The sequence below is a fragment of the Ruegeria sp. SCP10 genome (genome assembly GCF_040329495.1).
Lineage (GTDB): Bacteria > Pseudomonadota > Alphaproteobacteria > Rhodobacterales > Rhodobacteraceae > Ruegeria.
Map to the genome: position 1 here is coordinate 208,773 of NZ_JBDZYF010000002.1, position 19,971 is coordinate 228,743.

General features: G+C 61.0%; 11 protein-coding genes. 6 read left to right on the forward strand and 5 right to left on the reverse strand.

Going from position 1 to position 19,971, the window contains the following annotated elements:
• Nucleotides 1-35 precede the first annotated feature (35 nt).
• Nucleotides 36-2,831 carry a DNA polymerase I gene (gene polA, locus ABLN87_RS07405; RefSeq protein ID WP_353008667.1) on the forward strand — a complete coding sequence of 932 codons (2,796 nt, stop codon included), beginning with the start codon at nucleotides 36-38 and terminating at the stop codon, nucleotides 2,829-2,831.
• 43 nt (nucleotides 2,832-2,874) lie between these two features.
• On the opposite strand, the gene ABLN87_RS07410 is transcribed toward polA, so the two are convergent.
• Together ABLN87_RS07410 and ABLN87_RS07415 are read right to left on the reverse strand one after the other, a co-directional pair.
• Nucleotides 2,875-3,105, reverse strand: coding sequence for a DUF2798 domain-containing protein (locus ABLN87_RS07410; RefSeq protein WP_353008668.1), 231 nt, complete (start codon nucleotides 3,103-3,105; stop codon nucleotides 2,875-2,877).
• Between the two features lie 73 nt (nucleotides 3,106-3,178).
• Complete coding sequence (locus ABLN87_RS07415) at nucleotides 3,179-3,931, reverse strand: hydroxypyruvate isomerase family protein (protein WP_353008670.1); 753 nt, start codon at nucleotides 3,929-3,931, stop codon at nucleotides 3,179-3,181.
• A gap of 173 nt (nucleotides 3,932-4,104) precedes the next feature.
• Between ABLN87_RS07415 and ABLN87_RS07420 the strand changes: the two genes are divergently transcribed.
• Nucleotides 4,105-5,049, forward strand: a complete 945-nt coding sequence (locus tag ABLN87_RS07420) for a DMT family transporter (protein WP_353008671.1) — start codon at nucleotides 4,105-4,107, stop codon at nucleotides 5,047-5,049.
• On the opposite strand, the gene ABLN87_RS07425 is transcribed toward ABLN87_RS07420, so the two are convergent.
• Entirely contained in the window at nucleotides 5,046-5,627 is a 582-nt protein-coding gene (locus tag ABLN87_RS07425) for a DUF1285 domain-containing protein (RefSeq protein ID WP_353008673.1), read from the reverse strand. The genes ABLN87_RS07420 and ABLN87_RS07425 overlap by 4 nt on opposite strands.
• Nucleotides 5,628-5,691: 64 nt before the next feature.
• On the opposite strand from ABLN87_RS07425, the gene ABLN87_RS07430 reads away from it, so the two are divergent.
• Genes ABLN87_RS07430 through ABLN87_RS07445 form a run of 4 tightly spaced genes read left to right on the forward strand, consistent with a single transcriptional unit; the run spans nucleotide 5,692 to nucleotide 12,369 of the window.
• Nucleotides 5,692-6,699, forward strand: a complete 1,008-nt coding sequence (locus tag ABLN87_RS07430; protein WP_353008674.1) for an AAA family ATPase — start codon at nucleotides 5,692-5,694, stop codon at nucleotides 6,697-6,699.
• Entirely contained in the window at nucleotides 6,696-7,571 is an 876-nt protein-coding gene (locus tag ABLN87_RS07435) for a DUF58 domain-containing protein (RefSeq protein ID WP_170533961.1), read from the forward strand. The genes ABLN87_RS07430 and ABLN87_RS07435 overlap by 4 nt, the downstream gene beginning before the upstream one ends.
• Entirely contained in the window at nucleotides 7,568-10,330 is a 2,763-nt protein-coding gene (locus tag ABLN87_RS07440) for a DUF4159 domain-containing protein (RefSeq protein ID WP_353008676.1), read from the forward strand. Before ABLN87_RS07435 ends, ABLN87_RS07440 begins: the two co-directional genes overlap by 4 nt.
• The gene (locus ABLN87_RS07445; RefSeq protein WP_353008678.1) at nucleotides 10,327-12,369 is read left to right on the forward strand and encodes a hypothetical protein; all 2,043 of its coding nucleotides are present in this window, start codon (nucleotides 10,327-10,329) and stop codon (nucleotides 12,367-12,369) included. The genes ABLN87_RS07440 and ABLN87_RS07445 overlap by 4 nt, the downstream gene beginning before the upstream one ends.
• A gap of 10 nt (nucleotides 12,370-12,379) precedes the next feature.
• On the opposite strand, the gene pbpC is transcribed toward ABLN87_RS07445, so the two are convergent.
• Nucleotides 12,380-14,416, reverse strand: a complete 2,037-nt coding sequence (gene pbpC, locus ABLN87_RS07450; protein ID WP_417750386.1) for a penicillin-binding protein 1C — start codon at nucleotides 14,414-14,416, stop codon at nucleotides 12,380-12,382.
• Nucleotides 14,417-14,452: 36 nt separating this feature from the next.
• Complete coding sequence (locus ABLN87_RS07455; protein ID WP_353008680.1) at nucleotides 14,453-19,876, reverse strand: alpha-2-macroglobulin family protein; 5,424 nt, start codon at nucleotides 19,874-19,876, stop codon at nucleotides 14,453-14,455.
• Nucleotides 19,877-19,971 lie beyond the last annotated feature (95 nt).

The window sequence follows — 19,971 nt, forward strand, 5'->3', positions numbered from 1 at the left end:
GGCAGAACCATCTCTGACCGACAGGGAGCGTGCGCATGAGCAATTTCGGAAAAGGGTGTCACCTGCATCTGATCGATGGATCGGCCTTTATTTTCAGGGCCTATCACGCGCTGCCGCCGCTGACTCGGAAATCGGATGGTCTGCCGATCGGGGCAGTTTCTGGCTTTTGCAACATGCTGCAAAAATATGTCGAGGGGAATGATGGCCCGGATGCACCGACCCATGTGGCGGTGATCTTCGACAAGGGCTCGCACACGTTCCGCAATGACCTCTATGACCTGTACAAAGCCAATCGTGAGGCGATGCCCGAGGACCTGCGCCCGCAAATGCCGCTGACCCGTGAAGCGACCAAGGCGTTCAATATCGCCTGTAAAGAGTTGGAAGGGTATGAGGCTGACGACATCATTGCCACCCTTGCCGTTCAGGCGCGCGAGGCTGGCGGACGTGTGACTATAGTGAGTTCCGACAAGGACCTGATGCAGTTGGTCGGCGGTGGCGTTGAGATGCTGGATGCGATGAAGAACAAGCGCATCGACCGGGACGGGGTGATCGAGAAATTCGGCGTTGGCCCCGAGCGTGTTGTCGATGTGCAGGCGCTGGCCGGGGATAGCGTTGATAACGTGCCGGGGGCTCCGGGAATCGGCGTCAAAACGGCAGCCTTGCTGATCAACGAATATGGTGATCTCGAAACCCTGCTGGACCGTGCGGGAGAGATCAAGCAGCCCAAGCGCCGCCAGACCCTGATCGAAAAGCGCGATCAGATCGAGCTGTCGAAAAAACTGGTGCAGTTGGATGAGAACACGCCGCTGGATTTCAACCTCGACGACCTCGAAGTACAGGACCCTGACCCCGAAACCCTGTTGGGTTTTTTGGCGGAAATGGAGTTCCGCACCCTCATCAAGCGGATTGCCGACAAGCTAGGGGCCGAGGCTCCGGTCATCGCCGATGCGCCGATGCAGGTCGAGGTGGAAGAAGTCGAGGCCCTTCCGTTTGACGCGTCGAAATACGAATGCGTGCGGGATGTGGTGGCGCTGCAAAACTGGGTCGACAGGGCCTATGAAACCGGCTGGATCGCAGTTGATACGGAAACCACCGGCCTGAACGAGATGATCGCCGATCTGGTTGGTATATCTTTGTGCGTCAAGGCAGGTGAGGCCTGCTATATTCCGCTGACTCACCGTGCCAGCGCAACCGATGATCTGTTTGGCTCAGATGACCTGGCCGATGGGCAGATGCCGCTGGAGGACGCGCTGGCGCTGCTGAAGCCGATGTTCGAGGACCCCTCGATCCTCAAGATCGGGCAGAACATGAAATATGACGCAAAGATATTTGCGCGCTATGGCGTCAACGTGGTCTCGATCGATGACACGATGCTGATGTCCTACGCCATGCATGGTGGAGAGCATGGGCACGGGATGGATACTCTGTCCGAGCGCTACCTGAGTCATACTCCAATCCCGATCAAACCGTTGCTGGGGTCTGGCAAGTCGGCGATCACCTTCGACAAGGTCGCAATTGATGAGGCCACGGCTTATGCCGCCGAGGATGCGGATATCACGCTGCGACTGTGGCAGCTGTTCAAGCCGCAACTGCATCAGGTTCAGGTGACAACGGTTTATGAAACGCTGGAACGCCCGTTGGTGCCGGTTCTCAAAGAAATGGAGATGCACGGCATCAAGGTCGACCGCGATGTCCTCAGCCGGATGTCGAATGCCTTTGCGCAGAAAATGGCTGGATTAGAGGCTGAAATCCACGAATTGGCGGGTGAGAATTTCAACCTCGGCTCGCCTGCGCAGTTGGGTGAGATCTTGTTCGACAAGATGGGTCTGGAAGGCGGCAAGAAAGGGAAGACCGGGAAGTACTCGACCGGGGCCGATGTTCTGGAAGACCTGGCAACCGAGCATGAATTGCCGCGCCGCGTGTTGGACTGGCGACAGCTCAGCAAGCTGAAATCGACCTATACGGACGCATTGCAGACCCATATCAACCCCGATACGGGACGGGTGCATACGTCCTATTCGATCACTGGGGCGAACACGGGTCGTCTGGCTTCGACCGATCCGAACCTGCAGAATATCCCGGTGCGCACCGAGGAAGGGCGGCGCATTCGTGAGGCGTTTATTGCTGAACCGGGCAATGTGCTGGTCAGTCTCGACTATAGCCAGATCGAGCTTCGGATTCTGGCACATATCGCCGGGATTGACGCATTGAAACAGGCGTTTGCTGACGGGCTGGACATTCACGCGATGACCGCGTCCGAGATGTTCGATGTGCCACTGGATGAGATGACACCGGACATCCGTCGTCAGGCCAAGGCGATCAACTTTGGTGTGATCTACGGCATCTCGGGCTTTGGTCTGGCGCGCAACCTTCGTATTCCAAGGGCCGAGGCACAGGGATTCATCGACCGCTATTTCGAACGCTTCCCCGGTATTCGCGCCTATATGGACGACACCATCGCCTTTGCGAAAGAGCAAGGCTATGTGCAGACCCTGTTTGGACGCAAAATCCACACGCCTGAGATCAATGCCAAAGGGCCGCATGCGGGGTTCTCGCGCCGTGCGGCGATAAACGCGCCGATCCAGGGCACGGCCGCGGATGTGATCCGGCGCGCGATGGTGCGGATGCCAGACGCGATCGAGGGCCTGCCTGCCAAGATGCTGCTGCAGGTGCATGACGAATTGCTGTTCGAAGTGTCTGAGGACGGTGTTGATCAGTTGATTGATGTGGCGCGCGATGTGATGGAGGGTGCTTCGGATCCGGCGGTGAAACTGGATGTGAAGCTGGATGTTGACGCCGGGCGCGGCGCCAACTGGGCCGAGGCACACTAGAGCTCGCCGCTCATCAGGCCCGATGGGCCCTCTTCGCGACGGGTCAGGCTTTGGGCCTGACCAGACGGTCGACCAGCCGTTTGACACTGGGGCCAAGGACCACGATGACGGTGAAGGCGATGGGCCAGCAAAAGGCCCAGGCCGCCATCCAATCCCCAAAGGTGCCCGGCCCAAATCCGATGGCCTTGACCGTGGCAATCCCGGTCACGATGCAGGACATCAGCCCTGACATGATCAGGCAGAACATAATATGTGACAGTCTGGCGTGGGTCATCGGTATCATCCGTTCATTCACCGCGCCAAGCTGTGCTGTATTTTGACCCCAATGGCCAGTGGTCACGACAGGGTTACCGCAACCAGCCCAACGAGTGCTCGGTGCGTTGCGTTGTTGGATTGTACTCCGCACTGACCCAACCGGTGTAGCCACAGCTATCCATCGCGTTGAAAAGGCTTGGAAAGTCGGTCGGCCCATCGCCGGGCTCGGATCTATCCGGCGCGGCCCCGATCTGGGCGTGGACCACGCGATCGTGATGCTGGTGCCAGACGTCCAGCGCATTCCCGTGGATCATATGCGCGTGGAAGCTGTCATATTGCAGGCCGATATTGGGACGATTCACCTGATCCAGAACCTCGGCAGCCAAGGCGTAGTCGTTCAGGAAGTAGTTCGGTTGAGAGACCGGGTTCAAAGGCTCGATAGTGAATTGCTGATCGGGGGCGGCATCAGCGGCCCATTGCAGGTTTCGCACGAAACTAGCCATCGCCTGCGGCCCCGATGCATAACCGGACATAATATGTATCAGCCGGGGCTTCAGAACCTCAGCATAACGCAGAACGCGGCGGATATCGGATTGAAAACGCGCCTCACCGCCCGGAACGGCGGCATATCCCGGTTGCCCGCCGGTGTAATTGGGTGGTGGTGCGTTGATCAACACCAGGTCCAGCCCATTTGCCAGTAGGGCGCGGCGGGTTTCCTTTGCAGCCAGATCATAGGGAAACAGGATCTCAACGGCGGAAAACCCGGCATCAGCGGCGGCGGCGAAGCGGTCGAGATAGGGCAGCTCGGTAAAGAGCAGCGAAAGATTGGCGGCAAATCTGGGCATGAGCGGTCCCGGCGGTTTGGTGCGCAAAGCTTAGCGAGCGGGGTGATTTCGGGAAAGGGACTGAAAACGACAGATTGTCGAAAATCGACCAGATCGCGGGTCTGGACTGGGTGACGATCCCGAACATACGGCGAATCATTTTTGGCGGCGTATTAACAAAAGATCGGAACGTTATGGCATTCAGCCCAGACCCCGTGCGCGGGACACCCCTTACTGTGTCCGCTGACCGCAATGCGGCCTTGTCCGGAAACGGGCTGGCTGTCGTGTCCATGCTAACATGGGCAGCGGGTTTTCCGGCGGCCGAGGTCTTACTGCAAAGCTGGCCACCCGTCGCGTTGTTTGCAGCCCGGGTGGCTTTGGCAGTGGTTGTCATGGTTCCGATCTGGATTTGGCTCGACGGTCCGGCGCGGGTACTGAATGCGCGCTGGGGCCGCGCAGTTTTTGTCGGAGCTTTTGGCTTCGGCGGCGGCATGTTCCTGATCCTTCTGGCGCAAAATTTGACCGATCCTGTCACGGTGGCCATCATCGCCTCTTGCGCGCCTTTGGCGGCTACGGTGTTGGAACTGGCGGCCGGTACGCGACGTTTGCGATGGAACTTTGCGTTAGGTGTGTTGGTCTCGATTGTGGGCGGGATCATCGCGACCAGTGCGCTGGCACCGGCACAACTGGGTCTGGGTGCGGCTTGCGCGGTGGTTTCCACATTTCTGTTCTGTTGGGGCAGCATGGCCACGGCGCGCGATTTCCCCGAACTCAGCCAGATGGGTCGATCGACGATCACCTTTGTCGGGGCGTTGGTGATGGCCACAGTGATGGTGGCTGGGGCATTTCTGTTAGGATTTGACCTGCGCCCCGCCATCCCCATCGATTTCGCTCAGGGCGGGATGCTGGTGTTTTATGCGCTGGTCTCAATGGGTATCAGCCAGGTCTTTTTCATTGCAGCGGTGGGCAAAATGGGCGTCGCGCTGACCTCGTTTCACATTAACGTCGCGCCGTTCTACGTGATGGTGATCATGCTGGTTTTAGGCGAGGCGTGGGACTGGACCCGCGCGCTGGGCGCAGGGATTGTCGCTTTGGCTGTTGTGGTCGCGCAGGACCGACGGATTCGGCAACCGGCCTAAACACCACTTAGGGCATCTGCCGAAATCAACGGGAAGAACTGCCCGCCCGACCAGACGCCAAACCAGCCATCATGTTTGGTACCAATATCCACGAGTCGGTAGAAGCTTTTGCGGTCAATGCGTGCTTCAAGGTTGTTTCGGATCAATACGTAGGGTGCGGGTTCCTCTGTTTCCGCATCGATGACAATGCGGATCGGATGATCCGGCCCGGCGATGGCCGTATCGCCCACATGGGTGGTAAATGTCAGGTCTTGCGATAGGCCATCCCCCGTCTGGTCGAAGTCGACGGCAAGAAACGGCGCATCCTCGACAGTGATTCCCACCTTCTCGACCGGGGTGACGAGGTAGTATTTGCCGTCTTCTTTCTTAAGAATTGAGGAAAAAAGCTTCACAAGCTCGAACCGGTTGATGGGCGACCCTAAGTAACTCCAAGAACCATCTTTGGCGATCTTGATGTCCAGATCGCCGCAAAACGGAGGATTCCACAGGTGAACGGGCGGTAGACCCTTGGTTTTGGCCGCTTTGACTGATGCAGCCAAACCATCCGGCGAAGGTTTCACGGGTTTTTGTCCGCTCATTGCTTTTGCCATTTCCTCTTAGCGCGATACACTTCATCTATAATAGTCCACGGAAGGGAAAGTCATGACCGAACCTGCCGACCTCGTATCCGAGATCGAAGCGCTGGAAACCAAGTTGCAAGAGGCCAAGGCCTCGATCACCCGCCGCTTCATCGGGCAGGAGAGGGTCGTGGACCTGACCCTGACGGCGCTGTTGTGCGGTGGACATGCCCTGCTGATCGGTTTGCCGGGTCTTGGTAAAACGCGACTGGTTGAAACTCTGTCGACTGTCATGGGTCTGCACGGCAATCGCATTCAATTCACGCCCGACCTGATGCCTGCTGATATTCTGGGGTCCGAGGTTCTGGATACCGCTGATGACGGCAGCCGTCATTTCCGATTCATTTCAGGCCCGATCTTCTGTCAGTTGCTTATGGCGGATGAGATCAACCGCGCCAGCCCGCGGACTCAGTCGGCCCTGCTTCAGGCGATGCAGGAACGGACAGTGACCGTGGCGGGCGAGGATCGCTCACTCGGGACACCATTCCACGTGCTGGCCACGCAGAACCCGATCGAGCAGGAGGGCACCTATCCGCTGCCCGAGGCGCAGCTGGATCGCTTCCTTGTTCAGGTCGATGTCGAATACCCAGATCGTCAGACCGAGCGGGACATTTTGCTGGCCACTACAGGCGTCGAAGAAGAAGATGCGCATCAGATTTTCACCAAAGAGGAACTGCTGGCCGCGCAAGTCCTGTTGCGTCGTATGCCGGTGGGGGAGTCAGTTGTCGAACTGATCCTCGATCTGGTTCGCGCGTTCCGCCCGGATGAAGCGGGCGTGTCCGAGCGGGTCAAGGAAACCGTTGCTTGGGGGCCCGGCCCCCGTGCGGCGCAGGCACTGATGATGACAGTTCGAGCGCGGGCCATGCTTCAAGGGCGTTTGGCACCGAATGCCGAAGATGTATTGGATATGGCCCGCCCAGTGCTGAGCCACCGGATGGCGTTGAACTTTGCAGCGCGGGCGCGGGGTGACAGCTTGTCAGGCCTCATCGAGTCGACCGCTGCCGGTCTGATCCGAACCGAGGCTGCGGCGTGAATGCTGCGCTAACCCTTCGAGAACGATCTGAGGCCGAGGCGTCCCGGCTGCCGCCGCTGTTGGCGCGCGCCGAACATCTGGCCGGAACCGTTTTATTGGGCGACCATGGTCGGCGGCGATCAGGTATGGGCGATGATTTCTGGCAATACCGCCCTGCTCAGATCGGAGATAGCCGCCGGATGATCGACCATCGCCGATCAGCGCGAGGGGACCAGCAATTTGTGCGGGAACGCGAATGGCAGATTGCTCAATCGGTGATGCTGTGGGTCGATCAGGGCGCGTCGATGCGGTTTGCTTCTGACAAAAGCCTGCCGACGAAATCGGATAGGGCGCGGCTGTTGGGTCTGGCTACGGCTATCTTGCTGGTGCGCGGCGGTGAACGTGTTGGGCTAACGGGGACGACCTTGCCGCCCCGACGCGGCAATGCGCAGATCATCCGCCTGGCGCAAGCCTGGTCCGAGGATGATCAGGCAGACTATGCGCCGCCTGAACACCGCGCCATGATCCCGCATGCGCGTGCTGTGTTCATATCCGATTTTCTCGGCCCGATGGACGAGGTTGAACTGGCGCTGACCAAAGCCGCTGATCGCGGCGTGCGCGGTGTGATCTTGCAGGTGTTGGACCCAAGCGAGGAAAGCTTTCCCTATCTCGGTCGCACCATTTTCGAAAGCGTTGGTGGAACAGCCCGCCATGAAACACTGAAAGCCGGAGACCTGCGCGATCGCTATCTGGACCGATTGGCGCAGCGCAAGGATGCGTTGACTCGGCTTTGCCGCGCGACAGGGTGGCAGCTGGGTCTGCATCACACCGGCGATAGCGCGCAGGCGGCGCTGCTTTGGCTCTATCGCGCGTTGGACGGGGGCACGCGATGACGGTTCTGGCGGGCATCGGCTTTACCGCCCCTTGGGTGCTGTTGGGTTTGCTGACCCTGCCGATCCTGTGGTTGATCCTGCGCGCGGTTCCACCGGCGCCGATCCGGCGCTTGTTCCCGGCGGTGACATTGCTGCTGGGGTTGAAGGATGACGAGAGCGTCTCGGATCGCACCCCGTGGTGGCTGTTGCTACTGCGTATGCTGGCAGCGGCAGCGATCATCATTGGCTTGGCGGGTCCGGTCCTGAACCCTTCACGCGATGAAACGGGCACCGGGCCTTTGTTGCTGGTGCTGGATGCCAGCTGGGGTGGTGCCACACGGTGGTCCTCGACGCTGGACCAGATCGATGCGCAATTGACCGAGGCGGGCCGCTCAAGCCGCCCTGTCTCGATCCTGCGATTGACCGAACCGGAACCGCCCGTGTTTCAGGCGGCAGAGGCGTGGCGCAACCGCCTGCCCGGTCTGGTTCCGAACCCGTGGCAGCCGACTGAGGCACAGATCGATCAGGTCATAGCCGGGCTGGATCAGGTCGAAGGCGGATTTGACACGCATTGGTTCAGTGATCGGCTGAGCTATGACAGCCATGAGGGTTTGGTGTCAGCGCTGCAATCGCGCGGTGACGTGACAGTTTACCAATCCCCATCGGATGCACTGGCCATCCTTCCGGCTACTTATCAAGATGGCGTCATTCAGATCACGGTGTTGCGGGCCGAGCCGGGCCCCGAGGAAACCGTGACCATTCTGGCGCAGGGCCGTGACCCTGCGGGCACCGCGCGCGTTCTACAATCTGCAGAACTGGCTTTTGAGGCAGGCGCGACTGAGGCGCAGATCGAACTTGCGCTGCCATCGGAACTGCGCGCTCGGATCACTCGGTTCGAGATTCAAGGCCAGAAATCGGCAGGGGCCGTCACGCTGACCGATGACAGCCTGCGCAGGCGCGAGGTCGCGCTGATTGCCGGAACGGTGAACCGCGAAGGGCTGGAGCTGCTGTCACCGCTGCATTATCTGACACAGGTTCTGATCCCCACGGCGGATTTTGTCGAGGGTGGGTTGCTGGAGGTTCTGCCCGCAAACCCGGATGTGATCGTTCTGTCCGACGTGGCGCAGATGTCCGACACGGAACAGGCTGGTCTGATCCAATGGGTCGAACAGGGTGGCCTGTTGCTGCGCTTTGCCGGCCCACGCATGGCGGCCAGCGATTTGGGTCGCGACGAAGAGGACACGTTGCTGCCCGTGCGCCTGCGCAGCGGTGGGCGCACTGTCGGCGGCGCGATGAGTTGGGGCGAGGCCAAGACACTGGCCCCGTTCCCAGAAGCGTCGCCCTTTTATGGGCTTCAAATACCCGGTGACGTTGTTGTCTCAACTCAGGTCATGGCACAACCAGACCCTAATCTGGCGGATCGGGTGATTGCATCGTTGTCGGATGGCACGCCTCTGGTCACCCGCAAGGCACTGGGATTGGGGCAGGTGGTTCTGTTCCATGTGACCGCAGATGCTGAATGGTCTAGCCTGCCGCTCTCGGGATTGTTTGTTGAAATGCTGGATCGTCTGGCCGTGGCATCGGCTGCGAAGTCACGGCAGGTGGATCAGTTGCAAGGCACAACCTGGGAACCTGTGCAGATCATGGACGGCTTTGGTGTGTTATCCGACGCGGGCACCCTGGCGGGTGTGGATGGCGTCGAACTGGTCTCTGGTCAAATTGGTCCCGATATTCGCCCCGGTCTTTACGAAAGCGGTAAGCAAAAGCTGGCCCGCAATGTATTGGCCGAGGATGCAACCCTGCGCCCGGTTGTCTGGCCCGCTGGTGTTCCGATCAAAGGACAGGAAGTAACGACCGAGACGCCATTGGGTGGTTTGCTGCTCAGCCTTGCGCTGATCCTTTTGACCGTGGATGTAATTGCCTCGCTGGCCCTATCAGGCCGGTTGGGTATGGCCAAAGCAACGGCTGTTGCGTTGGGGGCCTTGCTTTTGGTGCCCGAGGCGCAGGCGCAAACGCCGGATGATACGGATTTCGCTCTCGCCGCCACACAAGAGTTGGTTCTGGCACATGTTCTAACCGGCGATGCGCGGGTGGACGACATCGCGCAAGCAGGCCTGCGTGGGTTGGGGCAAACGCTGTTCTTCCGCACATCTGTGGAGCCGGCAGAGCCGTTTGGCGTGGATCTGGAACGCGATGAGCTGGCTTTTTTCCCGTTGCTCTATTGGCCGATCACCCCCGATCAGTCGCAACCTTCAGCCGAGGCCTATGCCAAGCTGAACGCTTATCTGCGGTCAGGCGGCATGATCCTGTTTGATACGCGCGATGCTGATATTGCTGGGTTCGGCGCTTCCAGCCCAAATGGGCGCAAGCTGCAACAGCTGGCCGCCCCGCTGAATATCCCCGCGCTAGAGCCTATTCCCCGCGACCATGTCCTGACCCGGACCTTCTATCTGCTACAGGATTTCCCCGGTCGCTATTCGGGCACCGAGGTCTGGGTTGAGGCTGCGCCGCTGGACGCTGAACAGATCGAGGGGATGCCCTTCCGCAACCTCAATGACAACGTGACGCCTGTGGTGATTGGCGGCAACGACTGGGCCGGGGCCTGGGCTGTGGACCGCAACGGGCAGGCACTATTGCCGGTTGGGCGGGGATACGCGGGCGAACGTCAGCGCGAACTGGCCAACCGCTTTGGGGTCAATCTGGTGATGCATGTGCTGACTGGAAACTACAAATCCGATCAGGTCCACGTGCCTGCTCTGCTGGACAGGTTGGGACAATGACCGGAACCGTCATCTTTGGTCCGCTGATCCCATGGGCCGTGCTGGCCGCTGTTGCCGCGATTGCGGTCTGTGGGATCGTTCTGGCCCTTTGGCGCGGCCTGTCCGGTTGGGCGCTGCGCGGCTTGGCCGCTCTGGTCGTGATCGCTGCTCTGGCCGGTCCGGTGTATCAGGTCGAAGATCGTGCGCCGCTGACCGATATCGTTCTGATGATCGAAGATGAAAGCGCCAGTCAGACACTCTCGGATCGCGCGGATCAGACTGCCGAGGCCGCCGAGGCGCTGGCCGCCGAGATCGACTCGCGCGATAACACCGAACTGCGCCGCATCCGCGTTGGCGACGGGGATGGGGATGAAGGCACGCAGGTGATGGCAGCCGTAAACGCTGCGCTGGCCGAAGAACCTCGTGCGCGGATTGCCGGTATCCTTGTGGTCTCGGATGGGATCGTGCACGACGTCGATCAAGCGCCCGACCTGCCTGCACCGATGCATCTGTTGCAAACCGGGCGCGAAAGCGATTGGGATCGCAGGCTGATCGTCCGCAACGCGCCTGCCTTTGCCATTATCGGCGAACCTGTAACACTGACTTTGCGGGTCGAAGACAGTGGCGCCGCTCCGGTTGATGCCGCAAATGCACCGCTTGAGATTTCCGTCGATGGCGGCGAGCCACAGCAGTTCATCATCCCGATTGGCATGGACGTTGAATTGCCCATCACGCTGCCTCATGGTGGGCGCAACGTCATCCAGTTCACGGTTCCCGAGGCCGAGGGTGAGCTGACGGATCGCAATAACACCGCGCTGATCCAGATGAATGGTGTCCGTGATCGGCTGCGCGTGCTGCTGGTGTCGGGTGAACCGCATCCGGGCGGTCGCACGTGGCGCAACCTTTTGAAATCAGACAGTTCCGTTGATCTGGTTCACTTTACCATTCTGCGCCCACCGGAAAAGCAGGATGGTGTTCCGGTCGATGAACTGTCGCTGATCGCCTTCCCGACCCGAGAGCTGTTTCTGGAAAAGATCAACGATTTCGATCTGATCATCTTTGATCGTTACAAGCGGCGCGGCATCCTGCCTGCGATCTATCTGGACAACGTGACCGACTATATCAACGATGGCGGCGCAGTGCTGATTGCGGCGGGTCCTGATTTTGCCACGGCGGACAGCATCTTTCGCTCACCGCTCGCGTCGATCTTGCCGGCGCAGCCAACCGCGCGTGTGATCGAAGAACGCTATGTGCCTATGGTCAGCGATCTGGGGCATCGCCATCCGGTGACCACCAATCTGGGCGATTCCGAGGATTGGGGCGCATGGCTGCGCCAGATCGACGTGAAGCATCGCGAGGGTCAGGTTTTGATGACGGGGGTCGAGGACCGCCCGCTGTTGGTTCTGAACCGGGTGGGTGAAGGGCGCGTAGCCATGCTGGCTTCGGATCACGCCTGGCTCTGGAGTCGGGGGTTCGAGGGCGGCGGGCCGCAGCTGGAATTGCTGCGTCGTCTGGCCCATTGGATGATGAAAGAGCCGGAGTTAGAGGAAGAGGCGCTTTGGGCCGAGGCCAACGGCCAGTCGATGCGCATCATCCGTCAGACCCTCGAAGAAGAGGTTGGCCCGGCGACGATCACCCGCCCTAATGGCGAAACGCTTGAGATGACACTTGATGAGGTCACGCCCGGTCGGTTTGAAGCGCAGTATTTTGGGCCTGAGATTGGTCTTTATCGCTTGCAGGAGGGCGACCTAATGGCCGTGATCGGGCTGGGCCCCGCCGCACCAAAGGAGTTTGAGCAGACCATCGCTACTGGCGACGTTCTGGAACCAGTGATTGATCAGCTGCGCGGCGGTGTCATCCGCTTGGAGGATGGTGTGCCTGCGGTCCGCAACGTTCGGGCTGGGCGACCGGCAGCCGGGCGCGGCTGGATTGGTCTGACGCCGCGCGAGGCGTATGAAACGCGCGATGTTACCCAGGCCGGGTTGTTGCCGCCGTGGCTGGTTCTGCTTCTTGCAGGTGGGTTCCTGTTGGGCGGTTGGCTGCGCGAAGGTCGCCGCTAAGGGCCGCGCCTCAGTCGATCCGGATCGAGACCTGATCAGACGCTCCGCGTGCGTCCACCACCACCAGCGACGAAAACCCCCGCCCAGGATTCGGGATATCAAACTCTCGTTGCCGCAGACCTGTCAGCACCGGAACCCCATCAGCCAACAAGGAAAACGGGCCAACCCCGCCACGCAGCTTGATGGCCAGGGGGCCTCCGTTCGTCTCTAACACGGCGTTGTTGGGCGGAAATACCAGGTCGGGCGCGCTTGGATCTTTCTCAAACGCGGCGCTGCGCGGTTGGAACCGTTGCAAAGGTTGGGGCAATTCAGACGCGCCAAGGATCAATGTGGATGGCGGCGGCGGGCGCAAGGGCGTGGGGGCGGGTTTTAGATGCCCGAAGGCTTCAAACAACAGGGGGGCCGCCAGCTCTCCTCCAAAAGCGCCGGGCACCGGGGTGCCATCAGCACGGCCTAACCAAACCCCGATGACATGCTGCCCGTCAAAGCCGATTGCCCAAGCGTCACGATGCCCATAAGACGTGCCGGTTTTATAGGCCAACCCCTGCGCAGCAGCACCCGAAGGTGGCGCCAGCCCAGACAGGATGTCGGCCACCTGCCACGCGGCGACATCTGATAGCGTACGCGTTGTCTGTGCTCGGACAGACAGCGCATCGTGATATATAACTGGCCCCTGACCCCCCGCTGCCAGCGTCGCGTAAAGCTGCACCAGATCCCGCAGGCTGAGCCCGACGCCGCCCAGCGAGATCGCCAAACCGGGTGCGCCGCCACTTAGTTTAGGCTGCGTTCCGGCATCGCGCAGGGCGGCCATGACACGGGCTGGGCCGAGTTCATTCGTTAATCGCACGACGGGGATGTTCAGCGACAATTGCAGCGCGTCGCGCACCCGGACATCGCCACGAAACATACCGTCGAAATTGCGCGGGGCGTAGCGTCCGAACATCACCGGGCTGTCGCTGATCAGGGTTTCAGGATGGGCCAGTCCCTGATCGAATGCCATGCCATAGATCAAGGGCTTAAGCGTCGATCCGGGCGAACGCACCGCGCGGGTCATATCCACAAACCCCTGCCGCGCGTCCTGATAGCCTGCTGATCCGACCGAGGCGAGTATGTTACCGCTGCGATGATCAGCCAAGATCAGCGCGCCCGAGATACGCGGGCCCGCTTCTGAGGCCGTTTGGGCGACCAATCCCTCTAGCCGGGATTGAAGACGCCCATCCAGGGTCAGATCGTGGGTCTGGGCCTCGGGGCGCGTGCGTAGCGCGTGATCGGTCAGATGCGGCGCATGGCGTGGGAAGGGGCGCATCTGCGTGGGAACCGCTTCGATCAGCGCCGCCTGCATGTCGTCTGACGACAGAACTCCATGCCGCTGCATCCGGTGTAAAACACGATTGCGGGCTTTTTCCGCATTCGTATTTGCCCGATCCGGCCGGCGGGTTTCAGGCGCTTGCGGCAGGGCCACCAGCAATGCCGCCTGCGCAGCCGTCAGTCGCGTCGGGTCTTTCCCGAACCACGCGCGCGCGCCTGCACGGACACCTTCCAGATTGCCACCGTAAGGCGCATGTATCAGATAGAGGTCCAATATCTGTCGCTTGGTCAGCCGTTGTTCCAGCGCCAATGCGACTCTAACCTGGCGGAGTTTGCCACTCCACCGCCCGGTGGGGCCGTCCTCGATCAGCCGCGCAACCTGCATGGTCAGGGTCGATCCGCCCGAGACTGCGCGGCCATTCCACAGCGCCTGCCCCGCGGCGCGGATCATCGCAGCAGGGTCGACGCCGGAATGAGACCAAAATCGCTTATCCTCGTAACGGATCAACATATCGACAAAGCGAGGATCAACCGGGCCGGGCCGCATCCGCCAGATGCCATCCTCGACCGGGAAGGCCCGCAGCAAAGCGCCGTTCCGGTCCAGCATCTCGACCGAGGTTTCGGCCAGAACAGGGGGCAGGATGGTCGCGTCGACCCAGTCCGTTGCTCGATCTCGCGCAAAGGCGGTCAGGTAGAGCGCGCCAGCCAGCGCCATTAGCAATGTGGCGCGTCTAGGCATCCCGGTGCTTCGCGTTTTGATATGCCAGACGCGGGATCACCGAACTTCTACTTGCCCCGTTTCGGTACGTGCACGGTTTTGCGGGCGATACATGTCCTCGACCGATGCTGCCGGGTGGTGGAAGGTGCCGGGCGTAACTGCGCGGGCCACATAGGCCAGCGTCACAGTCTCGCCGCCGGACAGATCAATAGCCGCCAGGAACCGGTCCGAGCGGAACTCGGTATGCCTGGCCTCCGACAGGTCCAGCCAGTCCAGCGCACGCACATCGCCCGAGCGCAGCAGGCTTGGGTTATCGATCTCGATCCCAGCGGCCAGCGGATCATCCACCATCAGCCTCGCGCCGCCATTTTCAAAGGGCGTGACCGTCAGAACGGTGACGAACCGGTCGCCAGTGGTGAACGAGGTCGGATCAAGCGGATCGCCATCCATCGAATAATAGGACCGGTTGATTGCATAGCCGGTGCCGCCCGCTTGCGGGGGGGTGGTGGGGATGCCGGTGACGGTTAGGGTGATGTCGGTTGGGTTTGCGTCGGTGGCGGTGATGTTCAATTCATCCGCCAACCCGCTTTCCAGAACCTGAACAAAGGGGCCTGAGACCGGAGCGCCATTCACCATCAGTCCTGACCCGGACGAGTCCGAGACTAGCGCATGGGCGGCCAGCAAAGACCAAGAGGCCTCTTGCGTGGATAGGTACTGCCGACCTTCGCTGACCCGCTGGATCAGAGCGTCGCGGTCCACCGCCTGACTGCCCGCATTCAACGCAAGCGTTAGCAGACCGGCGGCATCCCGCAGCGTGGTGCCATAATCCGCACGCCAGAGGGATTGCTCTTGTTCAGGTCGTTGGTCCAGCATTTGGGCCGCCCGCGTGAACATGGCATCCGCGCGGGTCTGATCGCCGTATGACGCCAGAGCCGCCCCCAATTGTGCCGCGGCCAGCGGAGTGTCGAACGCATCCCCCTTGGCGTCGGCATAGTACCGCAGGTCACCCATCGAGGCGGCCCCTTCACGCGCCAGTACCATCAGCGCATAAGCAATGTCCTGACCACCCTTGTCGAAATCGGGCGCATAGTTGATCCGGTTGCGCAGGTTATCCATGGCCTGTGCAAAGGCCCGATCCGGTACTGCGTGACCTTGTACTCGGGCGCGCGACAGGAAGTCAGTGACATAGGCATCCAGCCAGAAATCGCCGCTGTTTGCTCGCCAGAGGCCGAAGGCACCGTTCGACGATTGCCGCGTCAGGATGCTGAGGATCGAGTCATTGATGCGCTGATCCACCAGCGGGCCATCACCCAGCCCGGTCGCCTGCGCGACCGACGACAGATAGAGCAGCGGCAGCGCCTTGCTGGTGATCTGCTCGGTGCAGCCATAGGGGTAGCGGTTCAACTGATCCAACAGGCCCGGCGTGTCGAACTTCGCCAAAGCGCCTGCAGACAGGATCGCCTTGGTCGATCCGGGTTGAAAGCCGTCAAAGACATCCTGCGTGAACAGGAAACTGTCACCTTCGCCCAGCGAAAACCGCCGTGTTTGAGCCACAACTGGGTCGTTCGCACGGATCGGCATCCGCAGGGTCTGTTCCAGATCCTGTCCATCCGGCGTCGAGATTGCTACGCTGATCTCCGGGTCTCCGACCGCAAGAGCCTGGATGGGGATTTCGAATGTAGCCTTGCCGCCGTCCTCCAGCACAAAACTGGTGGGGGCATCGCCCAGCTCCAGCCCGGCGGAGGTTGTCAGCCCCAAAGCCATCTCGCCCGAGGGACCGTCGGCATGCACGATCTCCAGCAACATCCGGCTTTGGTCGCCGGGGGCCAGAAAGCGCGGCAGGCTGGCGGTGACAACAACCGGGTCGCGGACGATCATCTCGGCTTCTGCTTGACCCACGGCGGCGTTGGACCAGGCCACCGCCATCAGGCGCACGGTGCCGTTAAAGGCAGGCAAGGGGATGTCAATTTCGGCCTCTCCGTTTTCGTTAACCTGCACGGGCCCGCTGAACACCGCCATCAGGTCCTGAGTGGGCGGCGGGGATTGCCGTCGCATTCCCGAATTGTCACCGCCGGAACGCACTGCTCCCATCGCACCGTTCATGCCGTCGATCAAACGGCCATAAACATCACGCAGATCAACACCCAGGCGACGCTGGCCAAAATAGTAGCCCTGCGGGTCCGGGCTTTCGAACCCGGTGAGGTTCAAGATACCAACGTCCACGGCAGCCAAAGTGACCCAGACGGGATCATCCCTGTGTGCGTTTTCGACCCTAACAATAGCTTTTTGCGTTTGTCGGGGTGAGGTCACACTGGGCACGTCAATTGATACCTCCAGTGTACGGCCCACCGGTTCGACCAGTGCATGGGCCACGCCCATGGCGCGCGCAGGGTTCTGGCCAGCGGCGACATCCATCGGGCGGACTACGGTTGCGGTGACATAGGCGCCTGCACCCCAGTCCTTGGTCACCTCTAAGGGGATCACGGTTTCGCCCTCCGGCACCTCGACCATCTGGCGATGGATCACCCGGTTGGATAGAATCTCAATTTGCGCCACTCCGGCCATGCGAGCGACGATGCGTAGCTGTGCGGTATCACCGGGTTGATAGCTCTCGAAATCCAGCGACATGTCCAGCCGGTCAGGCGAGACCGAGGCATCGGCCGCCTGGTACCAGCCCGCAGAGAACTCGACCGCCGTTTCCGCGTAGGCACCATCCAGGCGCTGGACGACTAGCTCATACTGACCCCAATCGACAGGTTGCGACAGGTTTAGCGGCTCTGTTGTCGTTTCAATCTCGCCTGTGGCGATGCGCGTGCGGCGCGTGGTCGGTTCCCAATTCCAGTTGCCGTAAAGCTGATACCACTGATAGCGGGTCTCGACCTTGTTCAGCGTCCAGCGCAGGCGCATGGGGTCCGGTGTCAGGTCGGGTGACAGACCGATGATCTGGAACGCGGCCTCGGTGCCTTGTTGAAGAACATCCTCAAAGAGCGGGCGCACCCCGATCATTGCCTGCGCTGGCTGCACAGGTGCGGTCAGGCGGCGTTCCACGGGACGGCCCGATCCATCGGCAAGACGGGCGATGACCACCGCCTCAAGCGGTACGCCATCCGTCTCTAACACGGGGATCTCCACAGCAATGGTGGCTTGCCCCGCTGCATCGGTGCGGGCGTCGCCGAAATAGGTGCTTCGGGTCGATATCTCGGCATCGTAGCGGCCAAAGCGATAGGCCTCATACCCCGGCACCGTGTCCGTTGGGCGGGCGATGACCTGACCATCGACGTTTAGATCAGACCCGGGCGCGCCGAACAGGTACCGCGCGTCGATTTGCAATGGCGGCGTGTCACCGGGGCGCAACGGCGCATCCGGCAGGGATAGGTCAAAGTCGATGCGTTCGGGCAGAAAATCTTCGACCAACACGGTCTGGCGGGCCAGCGCGTCGCCCTTGGGGTCGGACTTGACCTCGATCTTCCACGCCCCGCGTGGTACATCTGCGGCGACGGGCAAAGCAAAGACATGCCCGCCAGCAACCCCGCCATCCGAGACCGCACGACGGTATTCAACCCCATCCGGGCGGGACAGGATCACGGTCAGCGGCAGGCCGTCGATCGCCTGCGCGGTGCTGTCCCGCGACAGGGCGGTGACATGAATTACCTCACCGGCGCGATAGGCGCCCCGGTCGGTCGTCAGGAACACATCGACGGGTCCGGCAGGTGCGCGCCCCTCGACCCCGCGATCCGACAAGTCCAAGGCCGGGTCGGTCAGGGACAGAAAGCTGAAATCCGCATCGCCATCGGATACCATAACCAGCGCAGGCGCGCTGCCGCCGTTACCGCGCGTGAGGCCCGGGTCAAACCGGATGTAGCCGCTGTCATCGGTCTGACCTTTGGAAATCACCGCATTGGCGTTTGAGATCAGCGAGACATCGATCCCCTCCTTCGGCATGGCGTCTGCCAACCCGCGTACGGTGACATGCAACCCATCGGTGCCCAATGCGGTGCTGATCCCCAGATCGGTCAGCCCAAACCACTGGGTCGCGCCAGGATCGTCATACGGATCGGCCCCCGGTACGCGCGCCGTCAGCGCATAGATACCCGCGGGTTGATCGGCAATCGCTTCGGCCATAGGCAGGCGGGCGGTCATCGTCTGGTTCAGCTGGTTCGCAACCTCGGCTGTGCCGGTCCAGATATCCTCGGCCATTTCGTCTGCAAAGTTCCGCTCCTGCCATTCGCTGAGCGGACGGCCAAAGAAATCCTGCTGCACGGCGCGGATCAGGTTGCGGTCACTGACCCGGCGCAGGGTCAGGTCCAGCGTCGGCGTGTTGACTGTTTCAACCGGTAAAGCAGCATCTGCGGCCTTTGGCAGAACATAGCTGCGCCCCGGAAATCGAACCGATGGCGCGCGGTCGCGCACATAATGCGTCAGCTCAACCGTGCGGTTCAGAACCTCTCCGGATGCGGCGGGAAGCCCCTCACGCAGTGCAAGGCGATAGCGCTGACCATGCGCCACTCCATCGACGCACAGGGACTTGCCGTCCAGCTGAACCACCAGCCCCTCATCGCTGCGCTGCACATAGGGGTCATAATCGACCCCGGCCTTGACCAGAGGCTCCGAGAACTCAACGCAGATGCGAGGCGCGGCGGCGTTGCTTTCAACGGTACTGTCAATGACACGAAAGCCATACTTTCCGATGGCGTCGTCCAGGGCGACCAGCACATCCTCGCGCGGTTGCACCTGCTCGGCCAGCCGCAGGGCCGAGACCATGTCGCGCCCGCGATCCACAGTCTCGAGCGCGTCGGCGAGTGCCATCAGCGCGGAAATCTGAGTGCCCGGCGCATCGGCCCGAAGATACCCGTTGATCGCCGCAGTTACGGCGCGCTGACGCAGCTCGTACCGGCCTTCGCTTCTTGTTGGTTGGGCAACCTGCAACAACCGGGCATACTCCACCCACAGGTCTGGCGCATCGCTGAGCGAGACCGCCGCTCCGGTCCAAAGCATCGCAAGACGGCCGTCGCCCGCGTTTCGCGTCGCATCCAGCAAAGATTGTAGATCCCGGCCTCCAGCATTGTGAACAAATCCAAGGTCCCGCGCCTGCTGAGCCGCGCGGTTGAGGTCTTTCTGAGCGAGGAAATCGAGCGCCTCGGCGCGGGCTTTCGCCAGTGTTAGGGTCTGAGCAGGGGTCGGAACCTTTTGGGCTGATAAAGCGCCCTGATACTCCTCCTGCCGGTTGACGCCGCTTTTGGGGAAACAGGCATCCGACCGGGTGTTGTAAGTAAAGGCCGTACAGCGCTGATTGGCCGAGCAGGCCCGAATGCAAGACGCCAGATCCGTATCGAAAAGCGCATCTAGATCCGAGCCATAGAAATCAGCATCCCGCGTGGTGACATAGCGAAACTCAGGAATCGCAGTTTGGGCAAGGGACGCTATCGGCAGGATCAGGAACGAAATGATATAAGCAATTGAAATCAAAATAAAGCGGTGCATGACGACCTCCTATTCCAACGTAGCCTCGCACGCGGCCTACCAGTCACGCAACGGCTTAAACACTTTTTCACCGGTTGGCGGGATGCTGCGCAAGG

Coding starts and splice junctions, on each gene's coding strand:
- polA (WP_353008667.1), top strand. CDS start 36: ATGAGCAATTTCGGAAAAGGGTGTCACCTGCATCTGATCGATGGATCG.
- ABLN87_RS07410 (WP_353008668.1), bottom strand. CDS start 3,105: ATGACCCACGCCAGACTGTCACATATTATGTTCTGCCTGATCATGTCA.
- ABLN87_RS07415 (WP_353008670.1), bottom strand. CDS start 3,931: ATGCCCAGATTTGCCGCCAATCTTTCGCTGCTCTTTACCGAGCTGCCC.
- ABLN87_RS07420 (WP_353008671.1), top strand. CDS start 4,105: ATGGCATTCAGCCCAGACCCCGTGCGCGGGACACCCCTTACTGTGTCC.
- ABLN87_RS07425 (WP_353008673.1), bottom strand. CDS start 5,627: ATGAGCGGACAAAAACCCGTGAAACCTTCGCCGGATGGTTTGGCTGCA.
- ABLN87_RS07430 (WP_353008674.1), top strand. CDS start 5,692: ATGACCGAACCTGCCGACCTCGTATCCGAGATCGAAGCGCTGGAAACC.
- ABLN87_RS07440 (WP_353008676.1), top strand. CDS start 7,568: ATGACGGTTCTGGCGGGCATCGGCTTTACCGCCCCTTGGGTGCTGTTG.
- ABLN87_RS07445 (WP_353008678.1), top strand. CDS start 10,327: ATGACCGGAACCGTCATCTTTGGTCCGCTGATCCCATGGGCCGTGCTG.
- pbpC (WP_417750386.1), bottom strand. CDS start 14,416: ATGCCTAGACGCGCCACATTGCTAATGGCGCTGGCTGGCGCGCTCTAC.
- ABLN87_RS07455 (WP_353008680.1), bottom strand. CDS start 19,876: ATGCACCGCTTTATTTTGATTTCAATTGCTTATATCATTTCGTTCCTG.